The organism is Falsiroseomonas sp. (assembly GCF_051860665.1).
Taxonomy (GTDB): domain Bacteria; phylum Pseudomonadota; class Alphaproteobacteria; order Acetobacterales; family Acetobacteraceae; genus Falsiroseomonas.
The window spans coordinates 62,457-87,935 of record NZ_JBHYDM010000015.1 but is presented as its reverse complement, the minus strand read 5'-3'; the positions used below and the strand labels follow the sequence as shown (position 1 = coordinate 87,935).

At 70.1% G+C, this 25,479-nt stretch carries 25 protein-coding genes; 15 read left to right on the top strand and 10 right to left on the bottom strand.

Going from position 1 to position 25,479, the window contains the following annotated elements; genetic code table 11:
• Positions 1-74: 74 nt before the first annotated feature.
• Positions 75-1,070 (bottom strand): SMP-30/gluconolactonase/LRE family protein, encoded by a 996-nt coding sequence (locus ACTIF1_RS16330; RefSeq protein WP_439597506.1) that lies wholly within the window; start codon positions 1,068-1,070, stop codon positions 75-77.
• Between the two features lie 29 nt (positions 1,071-1,099).
• Between ACTIF1_RS16330 and ACTIF1_RS16325 the strand changes: the two genes are divergently transcribed.
• The 8 genes from ACTIF1_RS16325 (at position 1,100) to ACTIF1_RS16290 (ending at position 8,619) form a co-directional block, all read left to right on the top strand.
• Positions 1,100-2,125, top strand: a complete 1,026-nt coding sequence (locus ACTIF1_RS16325) for an NAD-dependent epimerase/dehydratase family protein (protein ID WP_439597505.1) — start codon at positions 1,100-1,102, stop codon at positions 2,123-2,125.
• A complete protein-coding gene (locus ACTIF1_RS16320) occupies positions 2,112-2,765 on the top strand; it encodes a TetR family transcriptional regulator (RefSeq protein ID WP_439597504.1) in 654 nt (217 codons plus the stop codon). Before ACTIF1_RS16325 ends, ACTIF1_RS16320 begins: the two co-directional genes overlap by 14 nt.
• Before the next feature lie 60 nt (positions 2,766-2,825).
• Complete coding sequence (locus tag ACTIF1_RS16315; protein WP_439597503.1) at positions 2,826-3,866, top strand: dihydrodipicolinate synthase family protein; 1,041 nt, start codon at positions 2,826-2,828, stop codon at positions 3,864-3,866.
• A 14-nt stretch (positions 3,867-3,880) separates the two neighbouring features.
• On the top strand, positions 3,881-5,035 hold the full coding sequence (locus ACTIF1_RS16310) for a Gfo/Idh/MocA family protein (RefSeq protein ID WP_439597502.1): 1,155 nt from the start codon (positions 3,881-3,883) through the stop codon (positions 5,033-5,035).
• Between the two features lie 2 nt (positions 5,036-5,037).
• Complete coding sequence (locus ACTIF1_RS16305) at positions 5,038-6,183, top strand: dihydrodipicolinate synthase family protein (protein WP_439597501.1); 1,146 nt, start codon at positions 5,038-5,040, stop codon at positions 6,181-6,183.
• 5 nt (positions 6,184-6,188) lie between these two features.
• Positions 6,189-6,989, top strand: a complete 801-nt coding sequence (locus ACTIF1_RS16300) for a sugar phosphate isomerase/epimerase family protein (RefSeq protein WP_439597500.1) — start codon at positions 6,189-6,191, stop codon at positions 6,987-6,989.
• 27 nt (positions 6,990-7,016) lie between these two features.
• The gene (locus ACTIF1_RS16295; protein WP_439597499.1) at positions 7,017-7,988 is read left to right on the top strand and encodes a Bug family tripartite tricarboxylate transporter substrate binding protein; all 972 of its coding nucleotides are present in this window, start codon (positions 7,017-7,019) and stop codon (positions 7,986-7,988) included.
• A gap of 64 nt (positions 7,989-8,052) precedes the next feature.
• Positions 8,053-8,619 carry a DUF2585 domain-containing protein gene (locus ACTIF1_RS16290; protein WP_439597498.1) on the top strand — a complete coding sequence of 189 codons (567 nt, stop codon included), beginning with the start codon at positions 8,053-8,055 and terminating at the stop codon, positions 8,617-8,619.
• Position 8,620: 1 nt separating this feature from the next.
• On the opposite strand, the gene ACTIF1_RS16285 is transcribed toward ACTIF1_RS16290, so the two are convergent.
• The 4 genes from ACTIF1_RS16285 to ACTIF1_RS16270 are packed head-to-tail and all read right to left on the bottom strand — an operon-like array spanning position 8,621 to position 13,080.
• Entirely contained in the window at positions 8,621-9,817 is a 1,197-nt protein-coding gene (locus tag ACTIF1_RS16285; protein ID WP_439597497.1) for an amidohydrolase, read from the bottom strand.
• A gap of 13 nt (positions 9,818-9,830) precedes the next feature.
• On the bottom strand, positions 9,831-11,258 hold the full coding sequence (locus tag ACTIF1_RS16280) for a mandelate racemase (protein ID WP_439597496.1): 1,428 nt from the start codon (positions 11,256-11,258) through the stop codon (positions 9,831-9,833).
• Positions 11,255-12,070, bottom strand: a complete 816-nt coding sequence (locus ACTIF1_RS16275) for a sugar phosphate isomerase/epimerase family protein (RefSeq protein ID WP_439597495.1) — start codon at positions 12,068-12,070, stop codon at positions 11,255-11,257. Before ACTIF1_RS16275 ends, ACTIF1_RS16280 begins: the two co-directional genes overlap by 4 nt.
• Complete coding sequence (locus tag ACTIF1_RS16270) at positions 12,070-13,080, bottom strand: Gfo/Idh/MocA family protein (protein ID WP_439597494.1); 1,011 nt, start codon at positions 13,078-13,080, stop codon at positions 12,070-12,072. The genes ACTIF1_RS16275 and ACTIF1_RS16270 overlap by 1 nt, the downstream gene beginning before the upstream one ends.
• A 97-nt stretch (positions 13,081-13,177) precedes the next feature.
• On the opposite strand from ACTIF1_RS16270, the gene ACTIF1_RS16265 reads away from it, so the two are divergent.
• The 4 genes from ACTIF1_RS16265 (at position 13,178) to ACTIF1_RS16250 (ending at position 17,098) form a co-directional block, all read left to right on the top strand.
• Positions 13,178-13,996 (top strand): GNAT family N-acetyltransferase, encoded by an 819-nt coding sequence (locus ACTIF1_RS16265; RefSeq protein WP_439597493.1) that lies wholly within the window; start codon positions 13,178-13,180, stop codon positions 13,994-13,996.
• A 68-nt stretch (positions 13,997-14,064) separates the two neighbouring features.
• Positions 14,065-15,081 (top strand): Bug family tripartite tricarboxylate transporter substrate binding protein, encoded by a 1,017-nt coding sequence (locus ACTIF1_RS16260; RefSeq protein WP_439597492.1) that lies wholly within the window; start codon positions 14,065-14,067, stop codon positions 15,079-15,081.
• Positions 15,078-15,593: a tripartite tricarboxylate transporter TctB family protein gene (locus ACTIF1_RS16255; RefSeq protein ID WP_439597491.1), complete on the top strand. Its 516-nt coding sequence runs from the start codon at positions 15,078-15,080 to the stop codon at positions 15,591-15,593. Before ACTIF1_RS16260 ends, ACTIF1_RS16255 begins: the two co-directional genes overlap by 4 nt.
• Positions 15,590-17,098: a tripartite tricarboxylate transporter permease gene (locus ACTIF1_RS16250; RefSeq protein WP_439597490.1), complete on the top strand. Its 1,509-nt coding sequence runs from the start codon at positions 15,590-15,592 to the stop codon at positions 17,096-17,098. The genes ACTIF1_RS16255 and ACTIF1_RS16250 overlap by 4 nt, the downstream gene beginning before the upstream one ends.
• Positions 17,099-17,113: 15 nt before the next feature.
• Here ACTIF1_RS16250 and ACTIF1_RS16245 read toward each other — a convergent pair whose 3' ends face one another.
• Together ACTIF1_RS16245 and ACTIF1_RS16240 are read right to left on the bottom strand one after the other, a co-directional pair.
• Complete coding sequence (locus ACTIF1_RS16245; protein ID WP_439597489.1) at positions 17,114-18,088, bottom strand: Bug family tripartite tricarboxylate transporter substrate binding protein; 975 nt, start codon at positions 18,086-18,088, stop codon at positions 17,114-17,116.
• A 64-nt stretch (positions 18,089-18,152) separates the two neighbouring features.
• Complete coding sequence (locus ACTIF1_RS16240; protein WP_439597488.1) at positions 18,153-19,130, bottom strand: hypothetical protein; 978 nt, start codon at positions 19,128-19,130, stop codon at positions 18,153-18,155.
• 214 nt (positions 19,131-19,344) lie between these two features.
• Between ACTIF1_RS16240 and ACTIF1_RS16235 the strand changes: the two genes are divergently transcribed.
• The 3 genes from ACTIF1_RS16235 (at position 19,345) to ACTIF1_RS16225 (ending at position 23,356) form a co-directional block, all read left to right on the top strand.
• A complete protein-coding gene (locus ACTIF1_RS16235) occupies positions 19,345-20,580 on the top strand; it encodes an argininosuccinate synthase (RefSeq protein ID WP_439597487.1) in 1,236 nt (411 codons plus the stop codon).
• Positions 20,581-20,674: 94 nt separating this feature from the next.
• Positions 20,675-22,213 (top strand): MBOAT family O-acyltransferase, encoded by a 1,539-nt coding sequence (locus tag ACTIF1_RS16230; RefSeq protein ID WP_439597486.1) that lies wholly within the window; start codon positions 20,675-20,677, stop codon positions 22,211-22,213.
• 9 nt (positions 22,214-22,222) lie between these two features.
• On the top strand, positions 22,223-23,356 hold the full coding sequence (locus tag ACTIF1_RS16225) for an alginate O-acetyltransferase AlgX-related protein (protein WP_439597485.1): 1,134 nt from the start codon (positions 22,223-22,225) through the stop codon (positions 23,354-23,356).
• Between the two features lie 7 nt (positions 23,357-23,363).
• Here the strand turns inward: ACTIF1_RS16225 and ACTIF1_RS16220 are convergent, their stop codons facing one another.
• Genes ACTIF1_RS16220 through ACTIF1_RS16210 form a run of 3 tightly spaced genes read right to left on the bottom strand, consistent with a single transcriptional unit; the run spans position 23,364 to position 25,448 of the window.
• Positions 23,364-24,107 (bottom strand): GDSL-type esterase/lipase family protein, encoded by a 744-nt coding sequence (locus ACTIF1_RS16220; protein WP_439597484.1) that lies wholly within the window; start codon positions 24,105-24,107, stop codon positions 23,364-23,366.
• On the bottom strand, positions 24,104-24,787 hold the full coding sequence (locus tag ACTIF1_RS16215) for an ABC transporter permease (RefSeq protein WP_439597483.1): 684 nt from the start codon (positions 24,785-24,787) through the stop codon (positions 24,104-24,106). The genes ACTIF1_RS16220 and ACTIF1_RS16215 overlap by 4 nt, the downstream gene beginning before the upstream one ends.
• A gap of 4 nt (positions 24,788-24,791) precedes the next feature.
• The gene (locus ACTIF1_RS16210; RefSeq protein ID WP_439597482.1) at positions 24,792-25,448 is read right to left on the bottom strand and encodes an SGNH/GDSL hydrolase family protein; all 657 of its coding nucleotides are present in this window, start codon (positions 25,446-25,448) and stop codon (positions 24,792-24,794) included.
• Positions 25,449-25,479 lie beyond the last annotated feature (31 nt).

The window sequence follows — 25,479 nt, the reverse complement described above, 5'->3', positions numbered from 1 at the left end:
CGACTTGGCGACGAGGCTATCCGTGCAAGCCGGGCAGCAATGCGGCCACCCGGCACACGAAGCCGCGAGGGCGCTCAGCCGCCCGGCGCGCCCTGGGTATTCACATAGAGGCTGTAGAGCGAATGGGCCGCCGCCATGAACAGCCGGTTCCGGTGGCGTCCGCCGAAACAGACATTGGCACAGCGTTCCGGCAGGTCGATGAAGCCGATCGGCGTGCCGGCGGCGTCAAAAACCTTGACGCCGTCCATCCCCGGCCCGCCCATGCCCCAGCCGCACCAGAGGTTTCCCTCCACATCCACGCGGAACCCGTCCGGCGTCTCGCCCGGCGCGCATTGGACGAAGACGCGGCGGCGGCTGAGTTTCCGGCCATCGCAATCGAAGGCCAGGATATTACGCGGCTCCGACCGGCTCTCGATGATGTAGAGGATCTTCTCGTCCGGGCTGAAGGCCAGGCCGTTCGGGTGGTCCACGTCATCCGCCACGAGGGTGATGTCTCCCGTCGCGCCGTCCACGCGGTAGACATTTGTGTGGGGCAATTCGGGCGTGTGCTTCTCGCCTTCATAGAAGCCGCCGATGCCGAAGGGCGGATCGGTGAACCAGATGCTGCCGTCCGATTTCACCACCACATCGTTCGGGCTGTTCAGCCGCTTGCCCGCAAAACTGTCCGCGATGACGGTGATGGCGCCGTCGTATTCGTGGCGCACGACGCGCCGCCCGCCATGCTCGCAGGCGATGATGCGGCCCTGGCGGTCGCGCGTATGGCCGTTGGCGTTGTTGGACGGCTTGCGGAAATGGGTGACCTGCCCCGTCTCCTCGTCCCAGCGCAGCACGCGGTTGTTCGGGATGTCCGACCACAGCAGGCAGCGCTGGTCACCGAGCCAGACCGGCCCCTCGCCCCAGCGGCTGCCGGTCCAGAGCCGCTCCACGGAGCTCAGCGGCAGGCGCAGCTTGTTGAAGGCGGGGTCCAGGGTCCGGATGGCGGGGTCCGGGTAGCGCAGGCTTTCCTGCCAGGTCATCGCATTCTCCTCCTCCCGGCCGGCGGTCTTGGCGCCGGCCATCGTCCTCGTCATGCTGGCGCGATATCGCCGGGAGGGGAACCATGACCGATCTGCCAGGACGCATCGCCGATGAGGCGGCGCTGGAGGAGGTGATGTCGCGCCCCGACCCCGCGCTGATCGCCGACCTGGCGCTTGTGCCGGGCGATATCCTGGTGCTCGGCGCCGCCGGCAAGATGGGGCCGACGCTCTGCCGCCTGGCCAAGCGGGCGGACCCGGCGCGGCGCGTGATCGCGGTGGCGCGCTGGTCCGAGGCCGGGCTGCGGGCGCGGATGGAAGGCTGGGGCATCGAATGCCTCGCCGCCGACCTGATGGACGACGCGGCCCTGGCGGCGCTGCCGGATTCGCAAAACGTCGTTTTCATGGCCGCGATGAAATTTGGCAGCACGGGGAATGAGGCGCTGACCTGGGCGATGAACGTGCAGCTGCCGACCCGCGTCGCCGCGCGCTGGGCGGCCTCGCGCATCGTCTTCTTCTCCACCGGCAATGTGTTGCCGATGTGGCCGGTGAACGGGCCCATGCCGGATGAGGCGGCGACGCCATCCCCGATCGGCGACTATGCCGCCAGCTGCCTGGGCCGCGAACGCGCCTTCCAGCATGCCGCCGCCACGCGCGGCACGGCCTGCTTCGGCATCCGCCTGAACTATGCGATCGACCTGCGCTACGGCGTGCTGCATGACATCGCGACGAAGGTCCTGGCCGGCACGCCGGTGCCGCTGGCCATGGGGCATGCCAATGTCATCTGGCAGGGCGATGCCAATGCCTGGACGCTGCGGGCGCTGGCCGCGGCGGATTCCACCTGCCCCATCCTGAACGTGACGGGGCCGGAGACCGTTTCGGTGCGCTGGCTGGCGGAGGAGCTTGGCCGCCGCATGGATCGCACGCCGGCGTTTTCCGGGACGGAAGCGCCGAATGCGCTGCTCTCCAACGCGGCCCGCGCCTTCGCCCGCTTCGGCTATCCGCGCGTGCCGCTGCTGAGGCTGGTGGATTGGGTGGCGGACTGGGTCGCCAGCGGCGGCCGCGCCCTCGGCAAGGCTACCAAGTTCGAGGTGCGGGATGGCCGCTTCTAACGCCACGATCCGCGCGGAGGACCAGCTCTCCGCCCGTGCCCGCGCCACGCGCCAGCGCATCCTGGACGCGGCGCTGGTGGAATTCGCCGAGAAGGGCATGGCCGGCAGCCGCGTGGACGAGATCGCGGCCCGCGCCGGCGCCAACAAGCGCATGCTCTACGCCTATTTCGGTAGCAAGGAGGAGCTGTGGCTGACGGTGCTGGAACGCGCCTATGCCGCGAAGCGGGAGGAGGAGCGGGAACTTTCGGTGGACAGCCTGCCGCCGCTGGAAGCGATGGTGCGCCTGGTGGCCTTCAACCTGCGCTACACCAGCCGCCACCCGGAATTCGTGGCCCTGCTGAACCAGGAGAACCTGCACCGCGCCGCCTATCTGCGCCGCTCGGAACATGTGCCGGCGCTCTATTCCCCGATGCTGGAGGCGCTGACCACGGTGCTGGCGCGCGGCGCCGCGGCCGGCATCTTCCGTGACGGGGTGGATGCCATGCAGCTCTATATCTCCATCCTCGCGCTGGGCCATTTCTACGTCGCGAACCGCCACACCCTGTCCACCATCTTCGGCACGCCGCTGGACACGGAAGCGGCGATCGCGGCGCGGGAGGCGCATATTTCCGACTTCGTACTGGGCTATCTGCGGCCTTGACCTGACCGCCCACCCGCGACAAGGTAACCACCTGGTTACTGGTGCCTGGGGGGAAGACAAGTGGGTCTGCGCTGGCAGGATTGGCCGAAGGATGTCCTGGCGCGGCTGCGCGCCGGCTGTGCCATTCCGGCGCATCCCCTGGCGCTGAATGCACGCCGCGCGTTGGACCCGCTGCGCCAGCGCGCCCTGTCCCGCTACTACCTGGCGGCGGGCGCCGGCGGGCTGGCGGTGGGGGTGCACACCACGCAATTCGCCATCCGCCAGGTGGGGCTTTTCGACCGCGTGCTGTCGCTGGCCGCCGAAGCGGCGAGCGAGCGCGACGACGCGCCCATCCTGGTCGCCGGCGCCATCGGCCGCACGGAGCAGGCGGTGCGGGAGGCGCGGATCGCCCGCGGCCTGGGCTACCACGCCGTGCTGCTGAGCCTGGCCGCATGGAAGGGCGCTTCGGAGGACGAGATCATCGCCCATTGCGCGGCGGTGGCGGCCGAGATGCCGGTCTTCGGCTTCTACCTGCAGCCGGCGGTGGGCGGCGTGAAGCTGCCATTGTCCTTCTGGCGCCGCTTCGCCGCGATCGAGAATGTGGTCGCCATCAAGATGGCGCCCTTCGACCGCTATGCCACGCTGGACGTTCTACGAGGTGTGCTGGAGGCGGGGGCGCAGGATCGCGTCGCGCTCTACACCGGCAATGACGACCACATCGTCGCCGATTTGCTGACGCCTTTCGCGATCGCGGGAGCGCAGAAACCGCTGCGCATCCTGGGCGGGCTGCTGGGGCATTGGAGCGTATGGACCAGGGCGGCGGTGGATCTGCATGCCCGCTGCTGCGGCGCCGATGCCACGCCCGAACTGCTGGCGCTGGATGCGCAGGTGACGGAGATGAACGCCGCCGTCTTCGACGTGGCGCATGGCTTCCACGGGGTGATCGCCGGCTGCCACGAAATCCTGCGCCGCCAGGGCCTGCTGGAAGGCATCTGGTGCCTGGATCCGAACGAGAGTCTCTCGCCCGGCCAGTCGGACCTGCTGACCGCGGTGGCGCAACGCTATCCGCATCTGACGGACGATGCCTTCGTCCGCGCGAATCTCAACACCTGGCTTTCCTGAAGGAACTGCAAGCAATGGCGGAACGCCGCATCGGCCTCATCATGAACGGCGTCACCGGACGCATGGGCATGAACCAGCACCTGATCCGCTCCATCGCGGCAATCCGCAAGGATGGCGGCGTGATGCTGAAGAACGGGGATCGCGTGATGCCCGACCCGATCCTGGTCGGCCGCAACCGGGAGAAGCTGGAGGCGCTGGCCCGCGCGCATGGCGTCACCCGCGTCTCCACCGACCTCGACGCCTGCCTGGCCGACCCGAACGACACGCTGTTCTTCGATGCGGCGACGACGCAGATGCGCGCCGGCCTGCTGACCAAGGCGATCGAGGCCGGCAAGGATATCTATTGCGAGAAGCCGACCGCCGACAACCTGGCCGATGCCATGGCCGTCGCACGGCTCGCCAAGCAGAAGGGCATCAAGGCCGGCGTGGTGCAGGACAAGCTGTTCCTGCCGGGCCTCCGAAAACTGAAGATGGCGATCGACAGCGGCTTCTTCGGCCAGATCCACAGCGTGAAGGGCGAGTTCGGCTACTGGGTCTTCGAGGGCGACCTGCAGCCGGCGCAGCGCCCGTCCTGGAACTACAAGAAGGCCGAGGGCGGTGGCATGATCCTCGATATGCTCTGCCACTGGCGCTACGTGCTGGACAACCTCTTCGGCAATGTCGAGAGCGTCTCCTGCCTGGGTGCCACACATATCAAGACGCGCATCGACGAAGCCGGGAAGGCCTATACGGCGGATACCGACGATGCGGCCTATGCGACCTTCCAGCTGGAAGGCGGCGTCATCGCGCATATCAATTCGAGCTGGGCGACGCGCGTGCGACGCGACGACCTGGTGACCTTCCAGGTGGACGGCACGCATGGCAGCGCGGTGGCCGGCTTGCAGAAGTGCTGGACGCAGTCGCGCGTGAATACGCCGAAGCCGGTCTGGAGCCCCGATACGCCGCAGCCGATCAACTTCTACGACGGCTGGCAGGAAATCCCCGATACCGAGCCGATGCCGAACGGTTTTCGCGTGCAGTGGGAGCTGTTCTTCAAATACCTGGCGGGCGAGGTCGCGACCTATCCCTGGGACCTGCTGGCGGGCGCCAAGGGCGTGCAGCTGGCGGAGGCGGGCCTGCAGAGCTGGGCGGAGCGCCGCTGGATCGACCTGCCGAAGCTGGAGGTGTGAGCATGGCCACCATCAGGCTGCCCGAGGGCGAGTATTCCCTGAAGGGCCCACGCGATTTCCCGAAGGCGACGCCGCCCTTTCCGCGCGTGGCGCTGGCCGCCGCGCATGTGGTCGCGGACACGCTGGCCGAGCAGGACCCTTGGCTCGATGCGAAGATCGACTGGGACCGCACCATCGCGTTCCGGAAACACCTGTGGTCGCTGGGCCTCGGCGTGGCGGAGGCGATGGACACGGCGCAGCGCGGCATGGGGCTGGACTGGACGGCGGCGCAGGAGCTGATCCGGCGCTCGCTGGATGCCATGCAGGACCATCCCGGCGCGGTGATGGCTAGCGGCGCCGGCACGGACCACTTGGCGCCCGGCCCAGACGTGACCGTGGACGATGTGATCCGCGCCTATGAGGAGCAATGCGAGGCCGTCGAGGCGATGGGCGGCCGCATCATCCTGATGGCCTCGCGCGCGCTCGCCAAGGCCGCGAAATCGCCGGCGGATTACGAGCGGGTCTATGACCGCATCCTGTCCCAGGTGAAGCAGCCCGTCGTCATCCACTGGCTGGGCGAAATGTTCGACCCGGCGCTGGAAGGCTATTGGGGCAATCACGACCACATGGCCGCGATGGAGACCGCGCTGAAGGTCATCCACGCCCATGCCGACAAGGTCGATGGCGTGAAGGTTTCCCTTCTCGACGACCAGAAGGAGATCTCCATGCGCCGCCGCCTGCCGCGCGGCGTGCGCATGTATACCGGCGACGACTTCAACTATGCCGAGCTGATCGCTGGCGACGACCAGGGCTATTCCGACGCGCTGCTCGGCATCTTCGACCCGATCGCGCCGGCGGTGGGCGGCGCGCTGGCCTCGCTCGCCAAGAACGACCTCTCGACCTTCCACGACATCCTGGCGCCGACGGTGCCGCTGAGCCGCCACATCTTCAAGGCGCCGACGCGCTTCTACAAGACGGGCGTGGTCTTCATGGCCTGGCTGAACGGCCACCAGGACCACTTCGTCATGATCGGTGGCCAGCAATCCACCCGTAGCATCCGCCATTTCTCGGAGCTGTTCCGCCTGGCCGACAAGGCGGGCCTGCTGCGGGATCCGGACATGGCGGTGGCGCGGATGAAGACGCTGCTCGCGCTGCACGGGGCCGCCTGATGCGGATGTCGCTCAACACCGTCACGGTGAAGGAGAAGTGGGGACTCGCCGACTGCATCGAGGGCTGCGCCCGGCACGGCATCCCCGCGATCTCGCCGTGGCGTGACGTGCTGCAGGCCATGGGCGTGCAGGCGGCCGCGCGGCAGATCCGCGATGCCGGCCTGGCGGTCAGCGGCCTGTGCCGCGGCGGCATGTTCCCCGCCGCCGATGCCGCCGGCCGCGCCGCCGCCATCGAGGACAATCTGCGCGCCATTGAGGAAGCGCACGCGATCGGCGCGGCCTGCCTGGTGATGGTCTGTGGTGGCCTGCCGCCGGGTTCCAAGGATCTGCCCGGTGCGCGCGAAATGGTGCGGGACGGGCTGGCCGCCATCATGCCCGCGGCCCGCGCGGCGGGCGTGACCATCGCGCTGGAGCCGCTGCATCCGATGACCTGCGCGGATCGCTCCGTGCTGTCGACGCTCGGCCAGGCGCTGGATCTCTGCGACGCCTTCGGCGAAGGCATGGGCGTGGCGCTGGATGTCTACCATGTGTGGTGGGACCCGCAGCTGCAGGCGCAGATCGCGCGCGCCGGTTCGCGCATCGCCGCCTTCCATGTCTGCGACTGGAAGGTGCCGACGCTCGACACGGTCTTCGACCGCGGCATCCCCGGCGAAGGCTGCATCGACATCCCCGCCATCCGCCGCCTGGTGGAAGCGCAGGGCTACGACACCTTTGCCGAGGTCGAGATCCTCTCGAAGCACTGGTGGCAGCAGGACCCCGACCAGGTGCTGGCCCTGCTGAAGGAACGCCACGCCTCCGCTGTCTGAGACCAACAAGAAACGGGAGAGACAAGAATGACCGGCCTCCGCATCTCGCGCCGCGCGCTGCTCGGCACGGCCCTCGCCACACCGGCCCTGGCCCAGGGCTGGACACCGACGCGGCCGCTGCGCTTCGTCGTGCCCTTCCCGCCGGGCGGCGCCACCGATGTGGTGGCGCGTGTCATCGCCGACCGGATGCAGGAGAAGCTGGGCCAGCCCGTCACCGTGGAGAACCGCACCGGCGCCGGCGGCAATGTCGGCGTGGAGAATGTGGTGCGCAGCCCGGCGGATGGGCTGACCATCCTGATGGGCACCACTGGCACGCTGACCATCAACCCGCATCTCTACACCAATATGGGCTTCAACCCGGCCACCGACCTGACGCCGATCGGCATGGCCTTTTCCACCGACCATGTGCTGATCGTGCATCCCTCCGTCCCCGCGCAGAATTTGCAGGAATTCCTGGCGCTGCTGCGGGCGCGGCCGAATGCGCTGTCCTACGGCTCCGGCGGCAATGGCTCCTCCACCCATCTGGTGCCGGAGCTGTTCAAGCTGGTGGCGCGGGTGGAGATGCAGCATGTGCCCTATCGCGGCAGCGCGCCGGCGCTGAACGACACGGTGGCCGGCAATGTGCAGGTGATGTTGGACCAGCTGCCCTCCGCCCTGCCGCAGGTGCAGGGTGGCCGCGTGCGGGCGCTGGCGGTCACCGGCCCCCGCCGCTCCTCCCTGCTGCCGGACCTGCCGACCTTCGCGGAATCCGGGCTGGCCGATGCGCAGGCCACCTCCTGGGGCGCGGTGATGGCCCCCGCCGGCCTGCCCGCCGCGACGACGGAGCGCCTGTCCGCCGTGCTGCGCGAAGTGCTGGCGGAGCCCGGCGTGCAGCAGCGTCTGGCCGCCGCCGGTGCCGATGCCGTGACCTCCACCCCCGCCGAACTGGCCGCCACGATGCGGGACGAGACGGCGAAATGGGGCCGCGTGATCCGGGAAGCGCGCATCACCGTGAACTGACCAACGCCTTGACGGCGGCCGCAGCATCGCCACGCTGCGGCCGCACCTTCCAAGGCCTCACGACATGCCTTCGCTGCCCCGCTGGGCCTGGATCGCCATCCTGCTCGGCCTGCTCGCCGCCACCGTGCTCATCCTGCTGGCCATGGGGCGGGAGCCGATCTGCAAATGCGGCAGCATCAAGCTGTGGCATGGCGAGGTGATCAGCGCCGAGAATTCGCAGCACATCACGGACTGGTACACGCCCAGCCATATCGCCCATGGGCTGATCTTCTACGCCATCCTGCACCTGGTGGCAGGGCGCCTGGGCCTGCTGCCGCGCGCCGCCATCGCGACGGTGGTGGAGTCGGGGTGGGAGATCGTCGAGAACACCGATGCGGTGATCCAGCGCTACCGCGAGGCGACCATCGCGCTGGACTATTTTGGCGACAGCGTCCTGAATTCCGGCTTCGACATCGTCGCCATGTGGCTGGGCTTCGCACTCGCCGCGCGGCTGCCGGTCTGGGCCAGCGTCGCGCTGCTGCTGGCGATGGAGGTGGGCGTCGCGCTGGTGATCCGCGACAACCTCACCCTCAACGTCCTGATGCTGCTCTGGCCGCTGGATGCCGTGAAGGAATGGCAGGCGGCGAGGTAGCTCAGCCCTTCGCCCAGTCCAGCTCCTCCGCCACCAGGCTCGCCCAATAGGCGGCGCCGAGCACCAGGGCGTCGTCGTTGAAGTCGTAGCGCGGCGTGTGGACGTTATGAAAACTGCCATCGGCATTCATGCCATTGCCGATGCGCATGAAGACGCCAGGCTTTTCCTGCAGCATGAAGGCGAAATCCTCGCCGCCGGTGCTGAGTCCGACCTCGCCCACCTTGTCCCGGCCCACCAGCGCGGCCGCGGCGGCGATGGCGACCGGCAGCTTCTCCGTGGCATTCACCGTGGGCGGGCAGAGCGGCACATAGCTGAAGCTGGCGGTGCAGCCCTGCGCGGCGGCCAGCGATTCGGCCAGCGCCTGCAACCGACTGCGGATGATCGCCTGGTCCGAGGTCTCGAAGTAGCGCGCCGTGCCGCGCACCACGACCTTGGCCGGCATGACATTGGGCGAATCGAAGCTGCCGCCCGCAACATGCCCGACGGAAAGCGCGGCGCTGGCGGTGGGCTTCAGGTTGCGCGGCAGGATGGTGTGCACGGCCAGCAGGAACTGGCCGAGCGCCACCGTCGCATCCGTCGCCAGATGTGGCGCTGCGCCGCCATGCCCGCCGGTGCCGTGGAATTCCACACCCCAGAAATCGGCACCGGCCAGCATCGGCCCGGGCCGGGTCGCGAACTGGCCCACCGGCAGGCCCGGCGAGTTGTGCAGGCCATAGACGGCATCGACGGGAAAGCGCTCGAACAACCCGTCCTTGATCATCGCCGGCGCACCGGTGCCGGCCTCCTCCGCCGGCTGGAAGATGAAGTTCACCGTGCCGGCAAAATCCGGCTTGCTCGCCAGGTAGCGCGCGGCGCCCAGCAGCATGGTGGTATGCCCGTCATGCCCGCAGGCATGCATCTTGCCGGGCACGGTGGAGGCATGCGCGAAATCGTTCTCCTCCTGGATGAACAGCGCATCCATGTCCGCGCGCAGGCCGATGGCGCGCTGGCCCGCGCGGCTGCCCTGCAGCGTGCCGACCACGCCGGTGCCACCGACGCCTTCCGTCACCGCGATGCCCCATTCGCGCAGTTTCGCGGCCACCAGCGCGGCCGTGCGATGTTCCTCGAAGCGTGTTTCCGGATGGCGGTGGATGTCCTGGCGGATCTCGCGCAGCTCGCCGTCATAGGCGCGGATCGCGTCGAGGATGTCTTGGCGCATGCGTCTCTCCAGTTCAGTTCGGCCAGGCGGCCTTGGGCATCGGCGCCATCGCGGTGAAATCGGGCTCCAGCGTCGCGCCGAGGCCGGGTGTCTCCAGGCTGCGCAGATCGAGCAGCCCGCCCCGCATCGCCAGCCTGGGGCCGCGGGAGGTATCGGCATAGAGGCCCGGATGCGCCTCCAGGAAGGCATGGGCCTCCGCCTTCGGGCGTCCCACGAAGCCGTCGATGAAGTGGTGGCCGTTGCGCTCCACATGCGGCAGGCCGAGCAGCGCGACCAGCGCCAGGTCCTGCTGCACGCAGACGCCGGCCAGCGTGGTCAGGTCCTCCGCCGACATGAAATAGCGCTCGCGCCCTTCTTCCGCATTCCAGGCGCGGCAGCGTGCCAGGTTGATGACGGATCGCCAGACGCCCTTGCATGCTTTCGACGACACGCCAGCGTAGCCGAGCTTGCGACCGGTGACGAAGGCATCCAGCGGCCCGTCGCTTTCGTCGATGATGACGGGGCGCTCCGCGGCCAGCGTCGCCATGCCGGTCTCCAGCGCGCGGGCGCGCTTCACCGGCTGCTCGATGTAGAGGATGGATCGGCAAAGCCGCGCCAGCCGCTTCTCCGCCTGCATGGCGCGCCACAGCGCCAGCGCGCCCTCGGCATTCTCGTACTGCTCATTGCCATCGAGGCTGGCGTGGTAGTCCTGCGGCGCGCGGTCCAGCACCGCGGCGATGCGCGACAGGCGCTCCACATCCGCACCGATGTTGCCGCCGACCTTCAGCTTCCAGTAGCGATGGCCGTAGCCTTGCGCCACTTCCTCCAGAGTCTCCGGCAGCCCGTCATTCACCCGGCTGTCCTGGTCGCCGGCGGTGATCGGATCCACCAGACCCACGGTGTGCCGCGCATGCAGGCTCTGCAGTGGCTGTTGCGCCGAGAGCATCCCGGCAAAATCGAAACCCGCGAGATCGGGCACCACGGCATGCGGCGCCGTGCCGCCGATATTCGCGCGCATGCCGGTCCAGAAGGAGATGCCGCGCGCCTTCAGCAGCGCATCCAGCATGGCGCGGTCCAGCAGCGCGCGGCCGTAGCTGGCGACCAGCGGGTTCAGCCCCTCCGCCCCCGCGGCCGCCGTCACCGCGGCGTAGCTATTCGCGAAATGCCCGAAGGCCGTGTCGGCGCCGGCGGCGAGGCTTGCCTGTTCCGCCAGTTCCAGCGCGCGGCGCAGTTGCTGTTCGTTCTGCGCATCGGAGAGCGTCGGGTCCTTGTCGAACCACTTCGCCGCCAGCGTCTCCGCCGCCACGCCCCAGCCTTCCGTGCCATCCTCCAGCCGGATGCGCGCGCGCACAACCGCCTGCCGGCCCTGCGTCACGGTGATCACGCCGAAGCGGAAGGGCATGCGCAGAGCAAAGGGCCATTCGAAACGCTGCGTCTCCAGCAGCGTGAAGCGGATGCTCATGTCTCCAGGATTCCCCGCAGGTAGCCGATCGCGCGCGCGGCGCTGGTTGCGCCGTCGGGATGATAGTCGAAAGGCTCCACCGCGCAGAAGCCGGAATAGGCGCAATCCTGCAGGGCATCGAAGACGGGGCGGAACAGGTCGCGCCCCTGGCCGGGGCCGCGGCGGTTGCGGTCGTTCAGATGCACATGCGCGATCTGGCCGCCGGGCAGGTAGCGGCGCAGCAGCGCGGCCGCGCTGGCCTGCTCGCCATTGCCGGCGGCGCTGACATCCAGCATGGTCTTCAGCCCCGGCGTGGCGAGGCGCGTGACGATCTCCACCGCCTCCGCCAGGCTGCTGGCCCAATTGGTCTGGCCGGCATCCAGCGGCTCCAGGCAATAGGTCATGCCGTGCTGCGCGGCCCAGCCGCCGGCCAGCACCATCGCCTCCTCCGCCCGCTGCGCATCGCCATCGGCGGCCACCACGCGCTGCTTCGGTGAGCCATGCACCAGCAGCGTCGCGCCGAGATCTGCGGCGAGGCCGACCAGCCGCTGCATCACCTCCAGCGTCCGCGCCCGCAGCGCGGCATCGGCGCTGGTGACCGAGAGGCCCGCAGGCGCCAGCAGCAACCAATGCAGTGACGTGATCGGCGCGCCTTCCTCCTGCGCCATGCGCCGCAGCTCCGCGCGCCGTGCCGCCGGCAGCAGGTGTGGCGCCTCCGCATCCAGCGTGAAGGGCGCGACCTCCAGCCCATCATAGCCCAGCGCCGCGGCGAGCCGCGCCTGTTCGTGGAAAGGCAGGCCGGCGACCACTTCGTTGCAGAGCGAGATGCGCATCAGTCTGAAAACTCCTGGACGCGCATCTCATGCGCGGAACGCCGCGCGGCGTCCAGTATGCGCAGCGGCAGCACGCCGCCCTCGTAAAGATCCGGCCCCCGCTTCACGCGCGTCGCCACCGCCTGCAGGAAGGCAGCGAGCTGCGCGGCCACCACGCCCACCGGATCCAGCGCCACGGCGCCGAGATCCTCGGCCGGCGCATGGTCCGGCAGCCAGGCACCACCGCCGGCGGGATGATGCGCGCCGCGACGCAGGCGCAGCGTCTCCGCCATGAAGTCGACCTCCGCCAGCGCGGCGCTGCCCGCCACCGCCAGCAGCTTGCGCGTCTCGGCCCCGGGCACCACGGCATCCGCATGCTCGCCCGGCAGCACGCAGCCGGCCTCGATCAGCGCGGTGGCGCCGGAGGGGAAGCGCAGCTGGATCAGCGCCAGATCCTCCCTTCCCCGACGCAGCGGGTCGGACAGCGTGGCGAAGACATGGCTTGGTGCCTCGCCGGCGATCCAGGGCAGCAGGTCGGCGAAATGCACCGCATCGTTCAGCAGCGCGCCGGAATCGCCGCGCGCGCGCTTCAGCCCGGACATGCGGGCCGAGAGGTGATGGATGCGCCCGAAGCCGCCGTCCTGCGCAAGGCGATGGATCGCCTGCGCCTTGGGATGGAAGCGGAAGAACAGGCCTAGCTGCACGATGCATCCGCGCGCCTCCGCCAATTCGTGCAGCATCGCGGATTCCGCCGCGGTCTCCGTCGCCGGCTTTTCGAGGAACAGGTCGCGGCCCCCGCGCAGCACGGCCTGCGCCAGCGCGACATGGGTGGCGGGTGGCGTCGCGATCAGCACCGCCTCGCAATCCCGCAGCGCCGCGTCGAGATCCGCCACGAAGCGTGTGCCGGCTGGCGCCGCCGCGCGCATCGCCGCATCGGGCTCCAGCACCAGGGCCTCCCGCCCCAGCCGGGACAGGGCGGCCAGATGGACGCGCCCGAAGGCGCCGCAGCCGAGGAGCAGCAGGCGGGTCATGCGCCATCTCCGCAAGCCGCGCGCCCCTGGTCAAGCGCTTGACCCCGCGCGGGACGCGCAGCTTGACCCTGCGCGGGGCGCGCGCGAGCCTGCCGCCATGTTCGATGTCCGGGCCGCGATCGCCGAGGATCTGCCGCGCGCCGCCGCGCTTTCGGCCGCCATCGGCTGGAACCAGGTCGAGGCGGATTGGGAGTTCTTCCTGCGCCACGGCGATCTGCGCGTGCTGGAGGATGGCGCGGGGGATGCGCTGGCCGCCAGCGCCGCGCTGCTGCCCTATGGCACGGGGCTCGCCTGGATCTCCATGGTGCTGGTGCGGCCGGACCAGCGGCGGCGCGGCCTGGCCAGCGCGCTGCTGCGCTGGGCGATGCAGGCGCGGCAGGGCCGCACCCTGGTGCTGGATGCGACGCCGGCGGGGCGGGAGGTCTACGGCCCGCTCGGCTTTGCGGACGTCTTCGGGCTCGCCCGCTGGCTGCTGCCGGAGGCCCTGGCGCGCTCCGCCGGGATCGCCGTGCGACCCCTGCTGGACACCGATTGGCCCGAGGTGCTGGCGCTGGATGCCGCCGCCTTCGGCGCCGACCGCGCGGCCCTGCTGCGCGACTTCCGAAATCGCCTGCCGCAGGTGGCGCTGGTCGCGCCCGGCGGCTTCGTGCTGGCGCGCAATGGCCGGCTGACGCCGCAGATCGGCCCCGTGGTGGCGCGGGATGCAGCCACCGCGCTGGCGCTGGTCTCCGCGGCGCGGGACGCGCTGGGCCGGCCCGCGGTGCTGGATGTGCCGGATCACGCCGCCGCGCTCACCACCGCCCTGGCCGCGCAGGGCGGCGTTCTGCAGCGGCCGTTCACGCGCATGGCGATCGGCGCGATGCCGGCGGCGCAATCCGGAAAAAACTTTGTGCTGGCAGGGCCGGAGTTCGGTTGACGGCAGGCTCGGAGGGGTCGCACCATTCAGGTAACCGGTGGGTTACCCGCCAAGGCAGGGAGGCAGGAATGAGCATGTCGATCAATCGCAGGACGCTGCTGGCGGCGACGGGCGCGGGCCTCGCCGCCCCGAGGCTCGGCCAGGCGCAGGGATCCTGGCGGCCGGACCGGCCCGTCACCGTCATCGTGCCCTGGGCGGCCGGTGGCTCCACCGACCAGATGGCACGCATCGTGGCGGCGGAGCTGGAAGCCGCACTCGGCCAACGCTTCGTCGTGGTGAACCAGCCCGGCGCCTCCGGCTCCATCGGCACGCGCAATGCGCTGGAAGCGGCGAAGGACGGCATGACCTGGGCGGCGGGCGCCGCCGTCGATGTCGGCTGCTACAAGGTGCTCGGCCTGCTCGATACGGAGCTGAAGGACTGGAACCTGTTCTTCGCCGTCGCCAATGTGAATGTGCTGGTGGCGAATCCCTCCGCCAATATCCGTGACTTCGGCGCGGCGATGGAGGCTTTTCGCGCACGCGGCGCCAGCACCTCCGTCGCCACCGCCGGCGTTTCCTCCGCCGGGCACAACATGATGGAGGCGATCCGCGCCGCCACCCAGGTGCAGTATCGCCACGCCACCTATGACGGCGGCAATCCCGCGATGATCGCGACGGTGGGCGGCGAGACGCAGATGGGCGCGGTGCTGCTGGTGGAAGCGGCGGAGATGATCCGCGCGCGCCGGCTGATCCCGCTCGCGGTGCAGTCGGAACAGGCGGTGACGCTGCAGGGTGCGGGCGAGATTCCCTCGATCCGCCGCTGGCTGCCGAATATCCCTGCGCCGCTGAACTACTTCGGCATCTGGACGCCGAAGGGCGTGCCGGAGAACGTCATCGCGACGATGAACCAGGTCTGGGCCGATAAGATCGCCAATAGCCAGCGGCTGAAGACCTACGCGAACGAACGCGCCGCGGTCTTCGCGCCGCTGGCGGGCCAGCAGGCGCATGACGAGGCCTGGAAGATGGTGCGGCAGACCGCCTGGCTCTACTTCGATGGCGGCAAGGCGCGCGTCAGCCCGGATACGCTGGGCATCGCAAGGCTTTGAGCACCGGCAGCGACCAGGCGCCGCTTCCGCCGCGCGTCGATCTCTATGTCGCGGCGGTGCTGCTGGCGCTCGGCCTCGGCGTGATGGCGCTGGCCTGGCGCATGCCGACCTTCGTCGAGCAATCCGGCACGGGGCTGACGGCGCCGGGCATCGTGCCCGGCTTCCACGGCACCGTCGTCGCCGTGCTGGCCGTGCTGCTGGGGCTGCGTGCGATCCGCCAGGGCGCGCTGAAGGCCGATGCGGCGCGCGCCGGGACCTGGAGCGGGGAGGATGCGCGCCAGCTCGGCACGGCGGCCGGGCTCGGCGTGCTCTATGCCGGCGTCATGGTCGGCACGCTGCCCTTCTGGCTGGCCACCGCGCTGTTTGTCTTCGGCTTCACCGCCGCCTTCGAATGGTCCCTGGGCCCTGAGCGCAGGATGCGAAGGCTGGCCGAGGCGGCGGTGCTCGGGCTTGCCACCGGGGGCATCGTGACGCTGGTCTTCGAACGGATCTTCCTGGTGCGCCTGCCGTGAACAATCCCCTCACCATGCTGGGCGACGGCTTCGCCCATGTGCTGCAGGGCGGCGCCGTCTTCCACGCCTTCTGGGCGGTGCTGATCGGCATCGTCGTCGGCGCGCTGCCGGGGCTGACGGCCACCATGGGTGTCGCGCTGCTGACCACGCTGACCTTCACCATGGGCCCCAATGTGGCGATGCTGGTGCTGGTCTGCGTCTATGTCGGCGCGATCTATGGCGGCAGCCGTTCCGCCATCCTGCTGAACATCCCCGGCACGCCGGCCTCCGCCGCCTCGACGCTCGATGGTTTTCCGCTGGCCAAGCAGGGCCTGGCCGGACGGGCCATGGGCATCTCCACCCTAGGGTCCTGGTGCGGCACGCTCTTCGGCACGCTGATCCTGGCGATGTTCGCGCCGAGCTTCGGCGAATTCGCGCTGCAATTCGGCAGCTACGAGATGTTCTGGGTGGCGCTCTTCGGCATCGTCATCGCCGGCAGCCTCTCGGGCGGCGATGCGCTGAAGGGCTATATCGCGGGCTTCCTCGGCCTGCTGGTGGCGACGGTGGGGCAGGAGACGAACCACGCCTATGCCCGCTTCGCCTTCGGCAATCCGGACCTGGCCGGCGGGCTCGGCCTGCTGCCCGTGCTGGTCGGCGTCTTCGGCGTGGCGGAGGTGCTGAACGCCATGCGCGGCCCGGCGGTGCGCGCGGTTTCCAGCAAGATCGACAGTGTCATCCCGCGCATCCGCGACGTGACGCAATACTGGCGCACCATCTTCCGCTCCGGCGCCATCGGCACCTTCATCGGCGCCATGCCGGGCCTGGGCGAGGATATCGCCGCCTGGACCAGCTATGCGGCGGCCAAGCGGGCCTCCGCGGAAAAGGAGCTGTTCGGCAAGGGCAGCGTCGAGGGGCTGATGGCGGCGGAGACGGGGGAGAGCGCCTGCGTGCCCGGCGCCATCATCCCGGTGCTGACGCTGGCGGTGCCGGGCTCCGCCCCCGCCGCGGTGCTGATGGCGGCGATGATGATCCACGGCCTCAATCCCGGGCCGATGCTGGCGATCACCGCGCCGGAGTTCATCTACCAGATCGTGGCGATGCTGGTGATCGCCGACATGGTGAAGCTGTTCTACGGGCTGGTGCTGGTGAAGCCGCTGCTGTGGGTGCTGCTGATTCCCCGCGCGCGGCTGATGCCGGTGGTCTTCGTGCTCTGCACCGTCGGTGCCTTCGCCATCACCTCGCGCCTCTTCGACATCTGGGTGATGCTGGGCGCGGGCCTCGTCGGCTTCATCCTGCGCGAGTTGCGCTTCCCCATGGCGCCGCTGGTGCTGGGCATCGTGCTGGGCGATCTGCTGGACAAGAACCTGCTGCGCGGCCTGGTGCTGACCGGCGGCGATGTCTCGCCCTTCTTCACGCGGCCGATCAGCATGGCGCTGTGTGCGCTGACTCTGCTGGCGGTGGCCTGGGCGATCCCCGGCTTCGTGCCGCGGGTGATGGGGTTGTTCAGGCGGCGCGCGGCCGCCTGAACAACCGCCTCTGGTTCAGTCGAGCTTGATGTTCAGCTCGCGGATCTTGCGCCCCCAGAAGGCGTGTTCCGCCTTCACCGCCTCGAACCATTCGGCGCGCGGGCGCACCGGGGAAGCTTCCAGCCCGTCCTGCTCCAGGCGGTTGGCGAAGCGCGGATTGGCTGCGGCCTGGCGCGCCGCCGTCTCCAGCCGGTCCAGCTGATCGGCCGGGATGCCTGCGGGGGCGAAGATGCCGTGCCAGCCGGTGATGGAAACGCCGGGCAGGCCCGCCTGCGCCAGGGTCGGCACATCCGGCAGGGTGGCGATGCGGTTGTCGCCGGTCACGGCGATGGCGCGCAGCCGCCCCTCCCGCGCCAGCTGGATGGCCGGCGGCGGGGAGGAGAAGTTCATGGTGATGCGCCCGCCCACCACGTCCAGCAGCGCGGGGCCGGTGCCGCGATAGGGGATATGCTCCATCTCCACGCCGATCGCGTCGCTGAACAGCACGCCGGCCAGGTGGTTGGCATTGCCGACGCCGCCCGAGGAATAGGTCAGCTCCCCCTTCGGCTTGCTGCGGGCATAGGCGATCAGCTCCGGCAAGGTATTGATCGGCAGGCGCGGGTCGATCACCAGCACGTACTGGTAGGAGGTCACCTGCGCCACCGGCGCCAGGCCGGTGATGAGGTCCACGCCGTCGCCGCGCTGCATATGCGGGTTCACCACCAGGTTGGTGGAGACGGCGAACAGCAGGGTCAGCCCATCCGGCCGGGCGCGGGCCACGCTGACCGAGCCGATATGCCCCGCCGCGCCGCCGCGATTCTCCACCACCACCGTCTGCCCGCCCAGCGCCTCGCTGAGCGAATGGGCGAATTCACGGGCGGTCAGGTCGGTGCCGCCGCCCGGGGCATAGGGCACCACCAGGACGACGGGGCGGGCCTGGGCGATGGCGGGGGCAGCGAGGGCGAGGCCAGCGTTGGCGCCCAGCAGGGTGCGGCGGGAGAGGCTTTTCATGACTGCGGATCCTGGACGTTTCGCGGCCATGGTTAGGGCAGTTGGCCAGCCGCTGCCAAGCGGATCAGCAGCCGGAACGGCGCCCCTCCGCGAAATCCAGAAGGCAGGCGGCGTAGCGCAGGGTGAAGCGCCAATCGCCGCCGGCGCCATGCCCTTCCAGCCCGCGCGGCCGGTCCAGCAGCAGCAGGGCGGCGGTGCGCGGCGCGAGCCGGGCGAAGGCGGCGGCGCGGCCCGCCGGGTCGGGCGCATATTCATCCCCCGCGAAGGTCGCCACCGCCACGCGCGTGGTCGGCGCCCTGGCCGTGGTGACCACCTGCAACAGGTCCTCCAGCGCCCAGGCATGGGCCACGCTGCCGGTCGGGCCATGCGCGGCGGGGGCGATGGCGATGACCGCATCGGCGCGGCCCGGCGCATCGAGCGCCGCCAGCGCATCCCAGGCGCCGCGGGACTGTCCGGCGGCGATCACGCGCGCATAGCCGCGCGCCCGCAACTCGGCCAGCGCCAGGCGCATGCGGGCGGCGCCGAGCTCCGTCTCATCCGTCTCCGGGTCCCGGTCCAGGCGCAGCACGTCATAGCCGGCATTGTTGAAGGCGCGGGCATGCGGCTGCGGCTGGCTGCCGCGACTGTCGGCGCCCCCGGCGGCGCGGCCATGCGCCCAGAGATAGGCGCCGCGGGCGGCCTGCGGCCCCTGCCAGAGGAAGCGCCCATCCGGCACCAGGGCCCAGCCCTCCCCGCCTGCCAGCGGGGTGCGGGGCGGCGTGGGGGTGGGGGCCGGCGCCTCCGGCCAGACCACGGCCAGGTCCTGCGCATAGAGGCGGCAGTCGATGCCCCCATAGGCGGCACAATTGCGCAACGCGCGGCGCTCGGTGGCCGCCGGATCGTCCTCGATCGCGGCCGCCCAGCCCCAGGCGCCGTTTTCAGACAGCGCATAGGCCCGCGGCGTGGGCTGCAGCAGGAATCGGCGGTAATCCGCCCGCCCGCCTTCCCCCACATGCGGCACGCGCGCGGCATCCAGCAGGGCGGGGGTCTGGGCGTGAGACACGGCCCCGGGCTGGAGGACCGGGGCGAGGAGGCAGAGCACGATGAGGAGCGCTGTCTTCAACATCTCGTGATCCGATGGAACCAGACGTCGTTGCGCCTGTCCAGCGAGATTCATGCCGCTCGCTCTTGCTCCCGCGTGGCAGGACCGGCATCTTCCGGCCCCTTTGCCACGGGCGGACAAAACCCCCCGCACCCGGCCACCCAGAGGACTTTCCATGCGCGTCAAGGACGTGAAGAAGGTCGTGCTCGCCTATTCCGGCGGGCTCGACACCAGCGTGATCCTGAAGTGGCTGCAGGCCACCTACCAGGCGGAGGTGGTGACCTTCACCGCCGATCTCGGCCAGGGGGAGGAGCTGGGCCCGGCGCGCGACAAGGCGCTGCTTCTGGGCATCAAGCCCGAGAACATCTTCATCGACGACCTGCGCGAGACTTTTGTCCGCGACTTCGTCTTCCCGATGTTCCGCGCCAATGCGCTGTATGAGGGCTGCTACCTGCTCGGCACCTCGATCGCCCGGCCGCTGATCTCCCAGCGCCAGATCGAGATCGCGGAGCAGGTGGGGGCGGATGCCGTGGCGCATGGCGCGACCGGCAAGGGCAATGACCAGGTCCGCTTCGAGATCGGCTACTACGCGCTGAAGCCGGACATCAAGATCATCGCCCCCTGGCGCGAATGGGACCTGACCAGCCGCACCGCGCTGATCGCCTTCGCCGAGCAGCACCAGATCCCGATCGCCAAGGACAAGCGCGGCGAGAGCCCCTTCTCCGTGGACGCCAACCTGCTGCATTCCTCCTCCGAAGGGAAAATCCTGGAGGAGCCCTGGGACGCGCCGGATGAGATGGTCTGGCAGCGCACCGTCAGCCCGATGGACGCCCCGGACAAGGTCACCGAGATCACCATCGAGTTCGAGCGCGGCGACGCGGTGGGAATCAATGGCGAGCGCATGTCGCCCGCGACCCTGCTGACCAAGCTGAATGCGCTGGGCAAGGAGAACGGCATCGGCCGGCTGGATCTGGTGGAGAACCGCTTCGTCGGCATGAAGTCCCGCGGCTGCTACGAGACGCCGGGCGGCACCATCCTGCACACGGCGCATCGCGCCATGGAATCCATCACGCTCGACCGCGAGGCCTGCCACCTCAAGGACAGCCTGATGCCGCGCTATGCGGAGATCATCTACAACGGCTTCTGGTTCAGCCCGGAACGCCGCATGCTGCAGGCGCTGATCGACGAGAGCCAGGCGAGCGTCACCGGCACCGTCCGGCTGAAGCTCTACAAGGGCAATACCATCGTCACCGGCCGGCAGTCGCCGCACAGCCTCTATTCGATGAAGCACGTCACCTTCGAGGACGACCAGGGCGCCTACGACCAGTTCGACGCCCAGGGCTTCATCAAGCTGAACGCGCTGCGGCTGCGGCTGGGCGCGATGGCGGGGCGGAAGGGCGGCGCCCTCTAAAAAGTCGGGACCACGCTCAAAACGGGCGAGGCGCCCCTGGTAAGACGCGTAATGATCATGCGAAACTTCTTCAGGCCATGCTGAAGGGGCGGGCATGATCTTCGCGTCTTTCGAGTTTCTTTTTCTGTTCCTGCCGGTCTTCCTCGCCGTCTACATGGCGGCGCCGGGAAGCTGGCGGAACCCGCTGATCCTCGTCTTCTCCTGGGCCTTCTACGCCTGGTGGCGGGTGGATTTCCTCGCCCTGCTGGTCGGCGTCACGGTCTTCACCTTCTACGTCGCGCTCGCCATCGAGCGTGCCGGGCCCGGCTCGGCGCGGGGACGAAGGCTGATGGCGCTCGGCATCGCCGGCGACATCGGCGTGCTGGCCTATTTCAAATACGCCAATTTCGGCGTGGACACCTTCAACGACCTGATGCGTCTGATCGGCCATGCCCCCGTCGGCTGGGCCGAGATCGTGCTGCCCGTCGGCCTGTCCTTCTACGTGCTGCAATCCGTCAGCTACCTGGTCGATGTGCAGCGCGGCACGGTGCGGCCGACGCACAGCCTGCTCGACTATGCCGCCTACAAGGCGCTGTTCAGCCAGCTCATCGCCGGCCCCATCGTGCGCTACTCGGATGTTTCTTCGGACCTGCGCGGCCGCAAGCACAGCCTGGCGCAGTTCGGCGCCGGGTCGCGGGAATTCATGGTGGGCTTCGCCATGAAGGTGATCCTGGCGGATACGCTGAGCCCGGTGGTCGATGCCGCCTTCGCGCTGCCCGCCCCCAGCGCCGCCGATGCCTGGCTGGCCGCCATCACCTATACGCTGCAGCTCTTCTTCGACTTCGCCGGCTATTCGCTGATGGCCATCGGCCTCGGCCGGATGATCGGCTTCCACTTCCCGCGCAACTTCGACGATCCCTATCTGGCGGGCTCCATCCAGGCCTTCTGGCAGCGCTGGCACATGACGCTGTCCAGCTTCCTCCGCGACTATCTCTACATCCCGCTGGGCGGCAACCGGCTGGGCGTGAGGCGCACCTATGTGAACCTGCTGCTGACCATGGCGATCGGCGGCTTCTGGCACGGCGCCAGCTGGAATTTTCTTCTGTGGGGCATCTGGCACGGGGCGCTGCTGGCGCTGCACCGGGCCTGGAGCACGCGGGGGCAGGAGGCGGCGCGGGCGGAGCGGTCCGACCGTCGCGGCGAGGATCGGCGCGATGCCTTCCCGCAGCCGCTGCCCGGCCAGGACCAGCGCCGCGGCGGCGACCGTCGCGCGGCGCGCCGGCCGATGCCCTGGCTGCTCGGCCATCTGCTGACGCTGCTCTGCGTGATGATCGGCTGGGTGATCTTCCGGGCCACGGACCTCGCCGGCGCCTTCGCCATCTATGCCGGGATGCTGGGCCTGAACGGCGGCGGCCTGTCCGATGCGCTGGCCTGGCAGCTGACGCCGGATCGGATCGGCACCCTCTGGCTCGCCATCTTCTTCGTCTACCTGCCGCTGCTGCTGGCGGCGCTGCGCCGGCGCGGGGTCTGGCCCCAGGCTGGCGGCGCCCTGGCCAGCTTCGTCTGGGCGGCCTGGCCGCTGGCCGCCTTCCTGCTCGCCATGGTGCTGCTCTACAGCCGCGCCGCGGTGCCCTTTCTCTATTTCCAGTTCTGAGGCGCCGCGATGTCCCAGGCTGAAGCCCCGAACCCCCACCGCCGCCGGGCCGAGGCCGGGCTCGGCGCCGCCATGGCCGTGCTGCTCGGCCTGGGCCTCTGGCAGGGGGTGGCCGCCATGGCCACGCCCCAGGCCGCCCGCCGCCTGGCGCCCACGCTGAATTCGGAGGCCTTGCTGGCCGGGCGCACCGCCGCGGCGGTGAACCAGGTGATGGCGCAGGACCTGCCGGTGGATGGGCTGCTGCGCGCCGCCGGCGGCGTGCTGCGCTGGAAGATTTTCGGCTCCGGCGGCCCCACGGTGGCGCCCGGCTGCGGGGACTGGCTGTTCCTGACGGAGGAGTTGCGCCCCTGGGGCGCGGAAGGCCAGGCCGCCATGGCGCGTCGCGCCGAGCTACTGGCACGGGTGGCCAGGCTGCTGGCCGCGCGCGACATCGCCCTTCAGGTGGTGCTGGTGCCGGACAAGGCCCGCGCGGCGGCGCCGATGCGCTGCGGCGCGCCCTATAGCGCCGAATCCGAGGCCCGCGGCCCTGGCTTCGTCCGGCTGCTGGCCGGCCAGGTGCCGCTGCTGGACCTGACCCCCGTGCTGGGGCCGGAGGGTCCAAGCCTGTTCTACCGTACCGACACGCATTGGAACCAGGACGGCGCCCGCCGGGCGGCGGAGGCCATCGTCGCCACCCTGCCCGCAGGCCTGGCGCGCGACACCGCCTTCCGCACCAGCCGCGCGGCGGAGGAGACCGCCCTGGTCGGCGACTTGCTGCGGCTGATGAGCCTGGACCAGGTGCCCGACGCCCTGCGCCCGCGCCCCGACCGCCAGCATGTCGAGACGACCGAGCCGGCGGAGGCGGAGGAGTCCTCGATCCTGGACGAGGCGCCGGTGCCGGAGGTGGTGCTGATCGGCAGCTCCTTCTCCCGCAACGCGAATTTCGACGGCGCGCTGCAGCAGGCGCTCTCCGCCCCGGTCGGCAATCTCAGCCGCGCCGGCGGCGGTTTCGCGGGCGCCGCGCGGGACTTCTTCGGCAGCCCGGCCTGGCGCGAGACGCCGCCCCGGGTGCTGGTCTGGGAGGTGCCGGAGCGCGTGCTGAACCAGCCCCTGAACGCCGACGACGCCGCCCTGGCCGCCTGGCTGGACGGGCAGGCCCGGTAGGGGAAAGCTACTCCGCCAGCATCCGGTTGATCTGCGGCGTGATCGCCGCCCCCAGGATGGCATAGCCCACCATGGTCAGGTGCAGCCGGTCGAAGGCCACATGCTCCGTCAGCTGGCCATCCGGCATCAGCAGCAGCGGCCCCGGCTCGATATAGACGGTGCTCTGGCCATCGGCGCAGCGCGCCACCAGCGCGTTCAGCCGCGCATTCACCGCCCGCAGCGGGTCGTTGCGATCCGCCCCGCGCGGCAGCGTGCCGACCAGAAGGATGCGGGTGCGCGGCGACCGGCCGTGGATGAAGCGGATGATCTCCGCGATGCCGAGCGCCGTATCCTCGGGGCGGGATCCGGCGGCGGAGTTGTTGGTGCCGATCAGCAGCACCACCAGCTTCGGCCGCAGATTGCCCCATTGGCCGGCGCGCAGCCGGAACAGCAGCCCCTGGGTGAAGTCGCCCGAGACGCCCAGGTTCAGCGCCCGGCGGCCGCCGAAGAACTGGGCATACATGGTGGGCTCCCAGCCCTGCGTCAGGGAATCGCCCAGGAAGACCAGCTCTGCCTGGCTGCGGTCGATCCGCGCCAGGCCCTGATCGATCTCCGCCACGCGGCTGCGCCAGGCGGGAAAGTCCATCGCCTCCGGCACCGCCTCCCTCGGCAGGTTCGGGGGGGCAGGCAGGGCCGGGCAGCCGGGGGCGGCGAGCGCCGGGCCGGCGGCCAGGGCCGCCAGCAGGGCCAGCGCCAGGGCAGGGCGCCTCACTGGCCGGGCGGCGCGATGAGGTCGCGCGAGGTGAAGAGGATGGGCCGCCCACCCGGCGCCATCAGCCAGAGAGAGGCGAGCTGCCCCGCCTCCAGCCGGCCGAGATCCAGCGGGCCGACGCGATCCGCGCCGCATTGCGCGCGCAGCTTCGCCGCGGCGGGGGTGATGGTGCGGGCCTGCATGCCGGGGAAGGCGAGGTCCGGGATCACCGCGCGGCCGCTGGGGTCCAGCGCCAGCGTCGCGGCGGCGCAGCCGGGGGCGGCGTTGTAGAAGGTCAGGCGCGCGCGCAGCCGGTTGTATTCGGTGCTGTCCTCGATGTGCCGGGCGACGATGCGGCCGCCCTCGCGCAGCAGCAGCACGGTGTTGAAGGTGTTCGGGTTCACCCGGAAGGTGGCGCTGGCATTGGCGCCGCCGCTGGCGATGCGCAGCTCCAGGTCGCGCCCGGCCGCATTCTCCACCACGAAGTAGCGCGAGACCCGCGCCGCATCCTCGGTGCCGAGCTCCCGCGGCAGGTCGAATTCGGAGCGCAGCGCGGTCGCGGCCTCCAGCCCGTTGGCGTAGCGGATCAGCGCGAAGCCGTCCGGCAGGCGCAGCTCATACAGCATCGGGGCCTGGGCGAGCGCGGGGCTGGCCAGGGGCAGGGCCGCCAGGGCGGCGAGAAGCAGGAGGATGCGGCGCATCGCCTCAGCGCCGCCGCGCGCTGTTGATGGTGGCGACGATCTGCGTGTTCAGCGCCCGCGCCCAATTGGCATAGCCCTCCGCCGTATGGTGCTGGCCGTCATAGGTCGGCCAGGCCCCGGGGCGGGAGAAGGTGGTGCTGTCGATATAGGCGCAGGGCGCCACCTGGGTGGCGAGATAGTCGGACAGTTCCTTGGCCCGGGCAAAGGTCTTGAAGAAGGGCCCGCCTTCCGTCCCCCAGGTCGGGCCGACCCAGATGCAGGGCATGTTGCTGGCCTGGAAGCGCGTGGTCAGGGTGCGCACCTGCTCCGTGATCCAGCTGCGCGGCATCTCCCGCTGCGAATAGCCGCCCATGGTATCGCCGATGCCGACGATGACGACATTGGGCCGGTGGCGCTGGATCAGCTCGTCGATCTGGAAGCTGCGCGCGGTATTGGTGCGGTTGGTCTGGATCTGGCCATTGCCGGTGCGGGTCGCGGTGCCGCAGGGCACGTCGCGCGGCACCACCCAGGCGCCGGCGCCGACGCCGCAGGCGCTGTAGGTGGCCACCGTCGCGCCATCGCGCCGCAGCTGGTCATGCAGATGGGTGATCAGCGAACCCGGATAGACGAAATGGCTGTCGCCAATGATGAGCAGGGACAGCCCCGCAAGAGCACCCGACATCGCGCGTCTCCGCTGTTTTAAAAGCAGCAAC

Coding starts and splice junctions, on each gene's coding strand:
- ACTIF1_RS16225 (WP_439597485.1), top strand. CDS start 22,223: ATGTCCCAGGCTGAAGCCCCGAACCCCCACCGCCGCCGGGCCGAGGCC.
- ACTIF1_RS16210 (WP_439597482.1), bottom strand. CDS start 25,448: ATGTCGGGTGCTCTTGCGGGGCTGTCCCTGCTCATCATTGGCGACAGC.
- ACTIF1_RS16320 (WP_439597504.1), top strand. CDS start 2,112: ATGGCCGCTTCTAACGCCACGATCCGCGCGGAGGACCAGCTCTCCGCC.
- ACTIF1_RS16245 (WP_439597489.1), bottom strand. CDS start 18,088: ATGAAAAGCCTCTCCCGCCGCACCCTGCTGGGCGCCAACGCTGGCCTC.
- ACTIF1_RS16230 (WP_439597486.1), top strand. CDS start 20,675: ATGATCTTCGCGTCTTTCGAGTTTCTTTTTCTGTTCCTGCCGGTCTTC.
- ACTIF1_RS16215 (WP_439597483.1), bottom strand. CDS start 24,787: ATGCGCCGCATCCTCCTGCTTCTCGCCGCCCTGGCGGCCCTGCCCCTG.
- ACTIF1_RS16325 (WP_439597505.1), top strand. CDS start 1,100: ATGACCGATCTGCCAGGACGCATCGCCGATGAGGCGGCGCTGGAGGAG.
- ACTIF1_RS16300 (WP_439597500.1), top strand. CDS start 6,189: ATGTCGCTCAACACCGTCACGGTGAAGGAGAAGTGGGGACTCGCCGAC.
- ACTIF1_RS16235 (WP_439597487.1), top strand. CDS start 19,345: ATGCGCGTCAAGGACGTGAAGAAGGTCGTGCTCGCCTATTCCGGCGGG.
- ACTIF1_RS16305 (WP_439597501.1), top strand. CDS start 5,038: ATGGCCACCATCAGGCTGCCCGAGGGCGAGTATTCCCTGAAGGGCCCA.
- ACTIF1_RS16265 (WP_439597493.1), top strand. CDS start 13,178: ATGTTCGATGTCCGGGCCGCGATCGCCGAGGATCTGCCGCGCGCCGCC.
- ACTIF1_RS16280 (WP_439597496.1), bottom strand. CDS start 11,258: ATGAGCATCCGCTTCACGCTGCTGGAGACGCAGCGTTTCGAATGGCCC.
- ACTIF1_RS16270 (WP_439597494.1), bottom strand. CDS start 13,080: ATGACCCGCCTGCTGCTCCTCGGCTGCGGCGCCTTCGGGCGCGTCCAT.
- ACTIF1_RS16330 (WP_439597506.1), bottom strand. CDS start 1,070: ATGACGAGGACGATGGCCGGCGCCAAGACCGCCGGCCGGGAGGAGGAG.
- ACTIF1_RS16295 (WP_439597499.1), top strand. CDS start 7,017: ATGACCGGCCTCCGCATCTCGCGCCGCGCGCTGCTCGGCACGGCCCTC.
- ACTIF1_RS16285 (WP_439597497.1), bottom strand. CDS start 9,817: ATGCGCCAAGACATCCTCGACGCGATCCGCGCCTATGACGGCGAGCTG.
- ACTIF1_RS16290 (WP_439597498.1), top strand. CDS start 8,053: ATGCCTTCGCTGCCCCGCTGGGCCTGGATCGCCATCCTGCTCGGCCTG.
- ACTIF1_RS16260 (WP_439597492.1), top strand. CDS start 14,065: ATGAGCATGTCGATCAATCGCAGGACGCTGCTGGCGGCGACGGGCGCG.
- ACTIF1_RS16310 (WP_439597502.1), top strand. CDS start 3,881: ATGGCGGAACGCCGCATCGGCCTCATCATGAACGGCGTCACCGGACGC.
- ACTIF1_RS16275 (WP_439597495.1), bottom strand. CDS start 12,070: ATGCGCATCTCGCTCTGCAACGAAGTGGTCGCCGGCCTGCCTTTCCAC.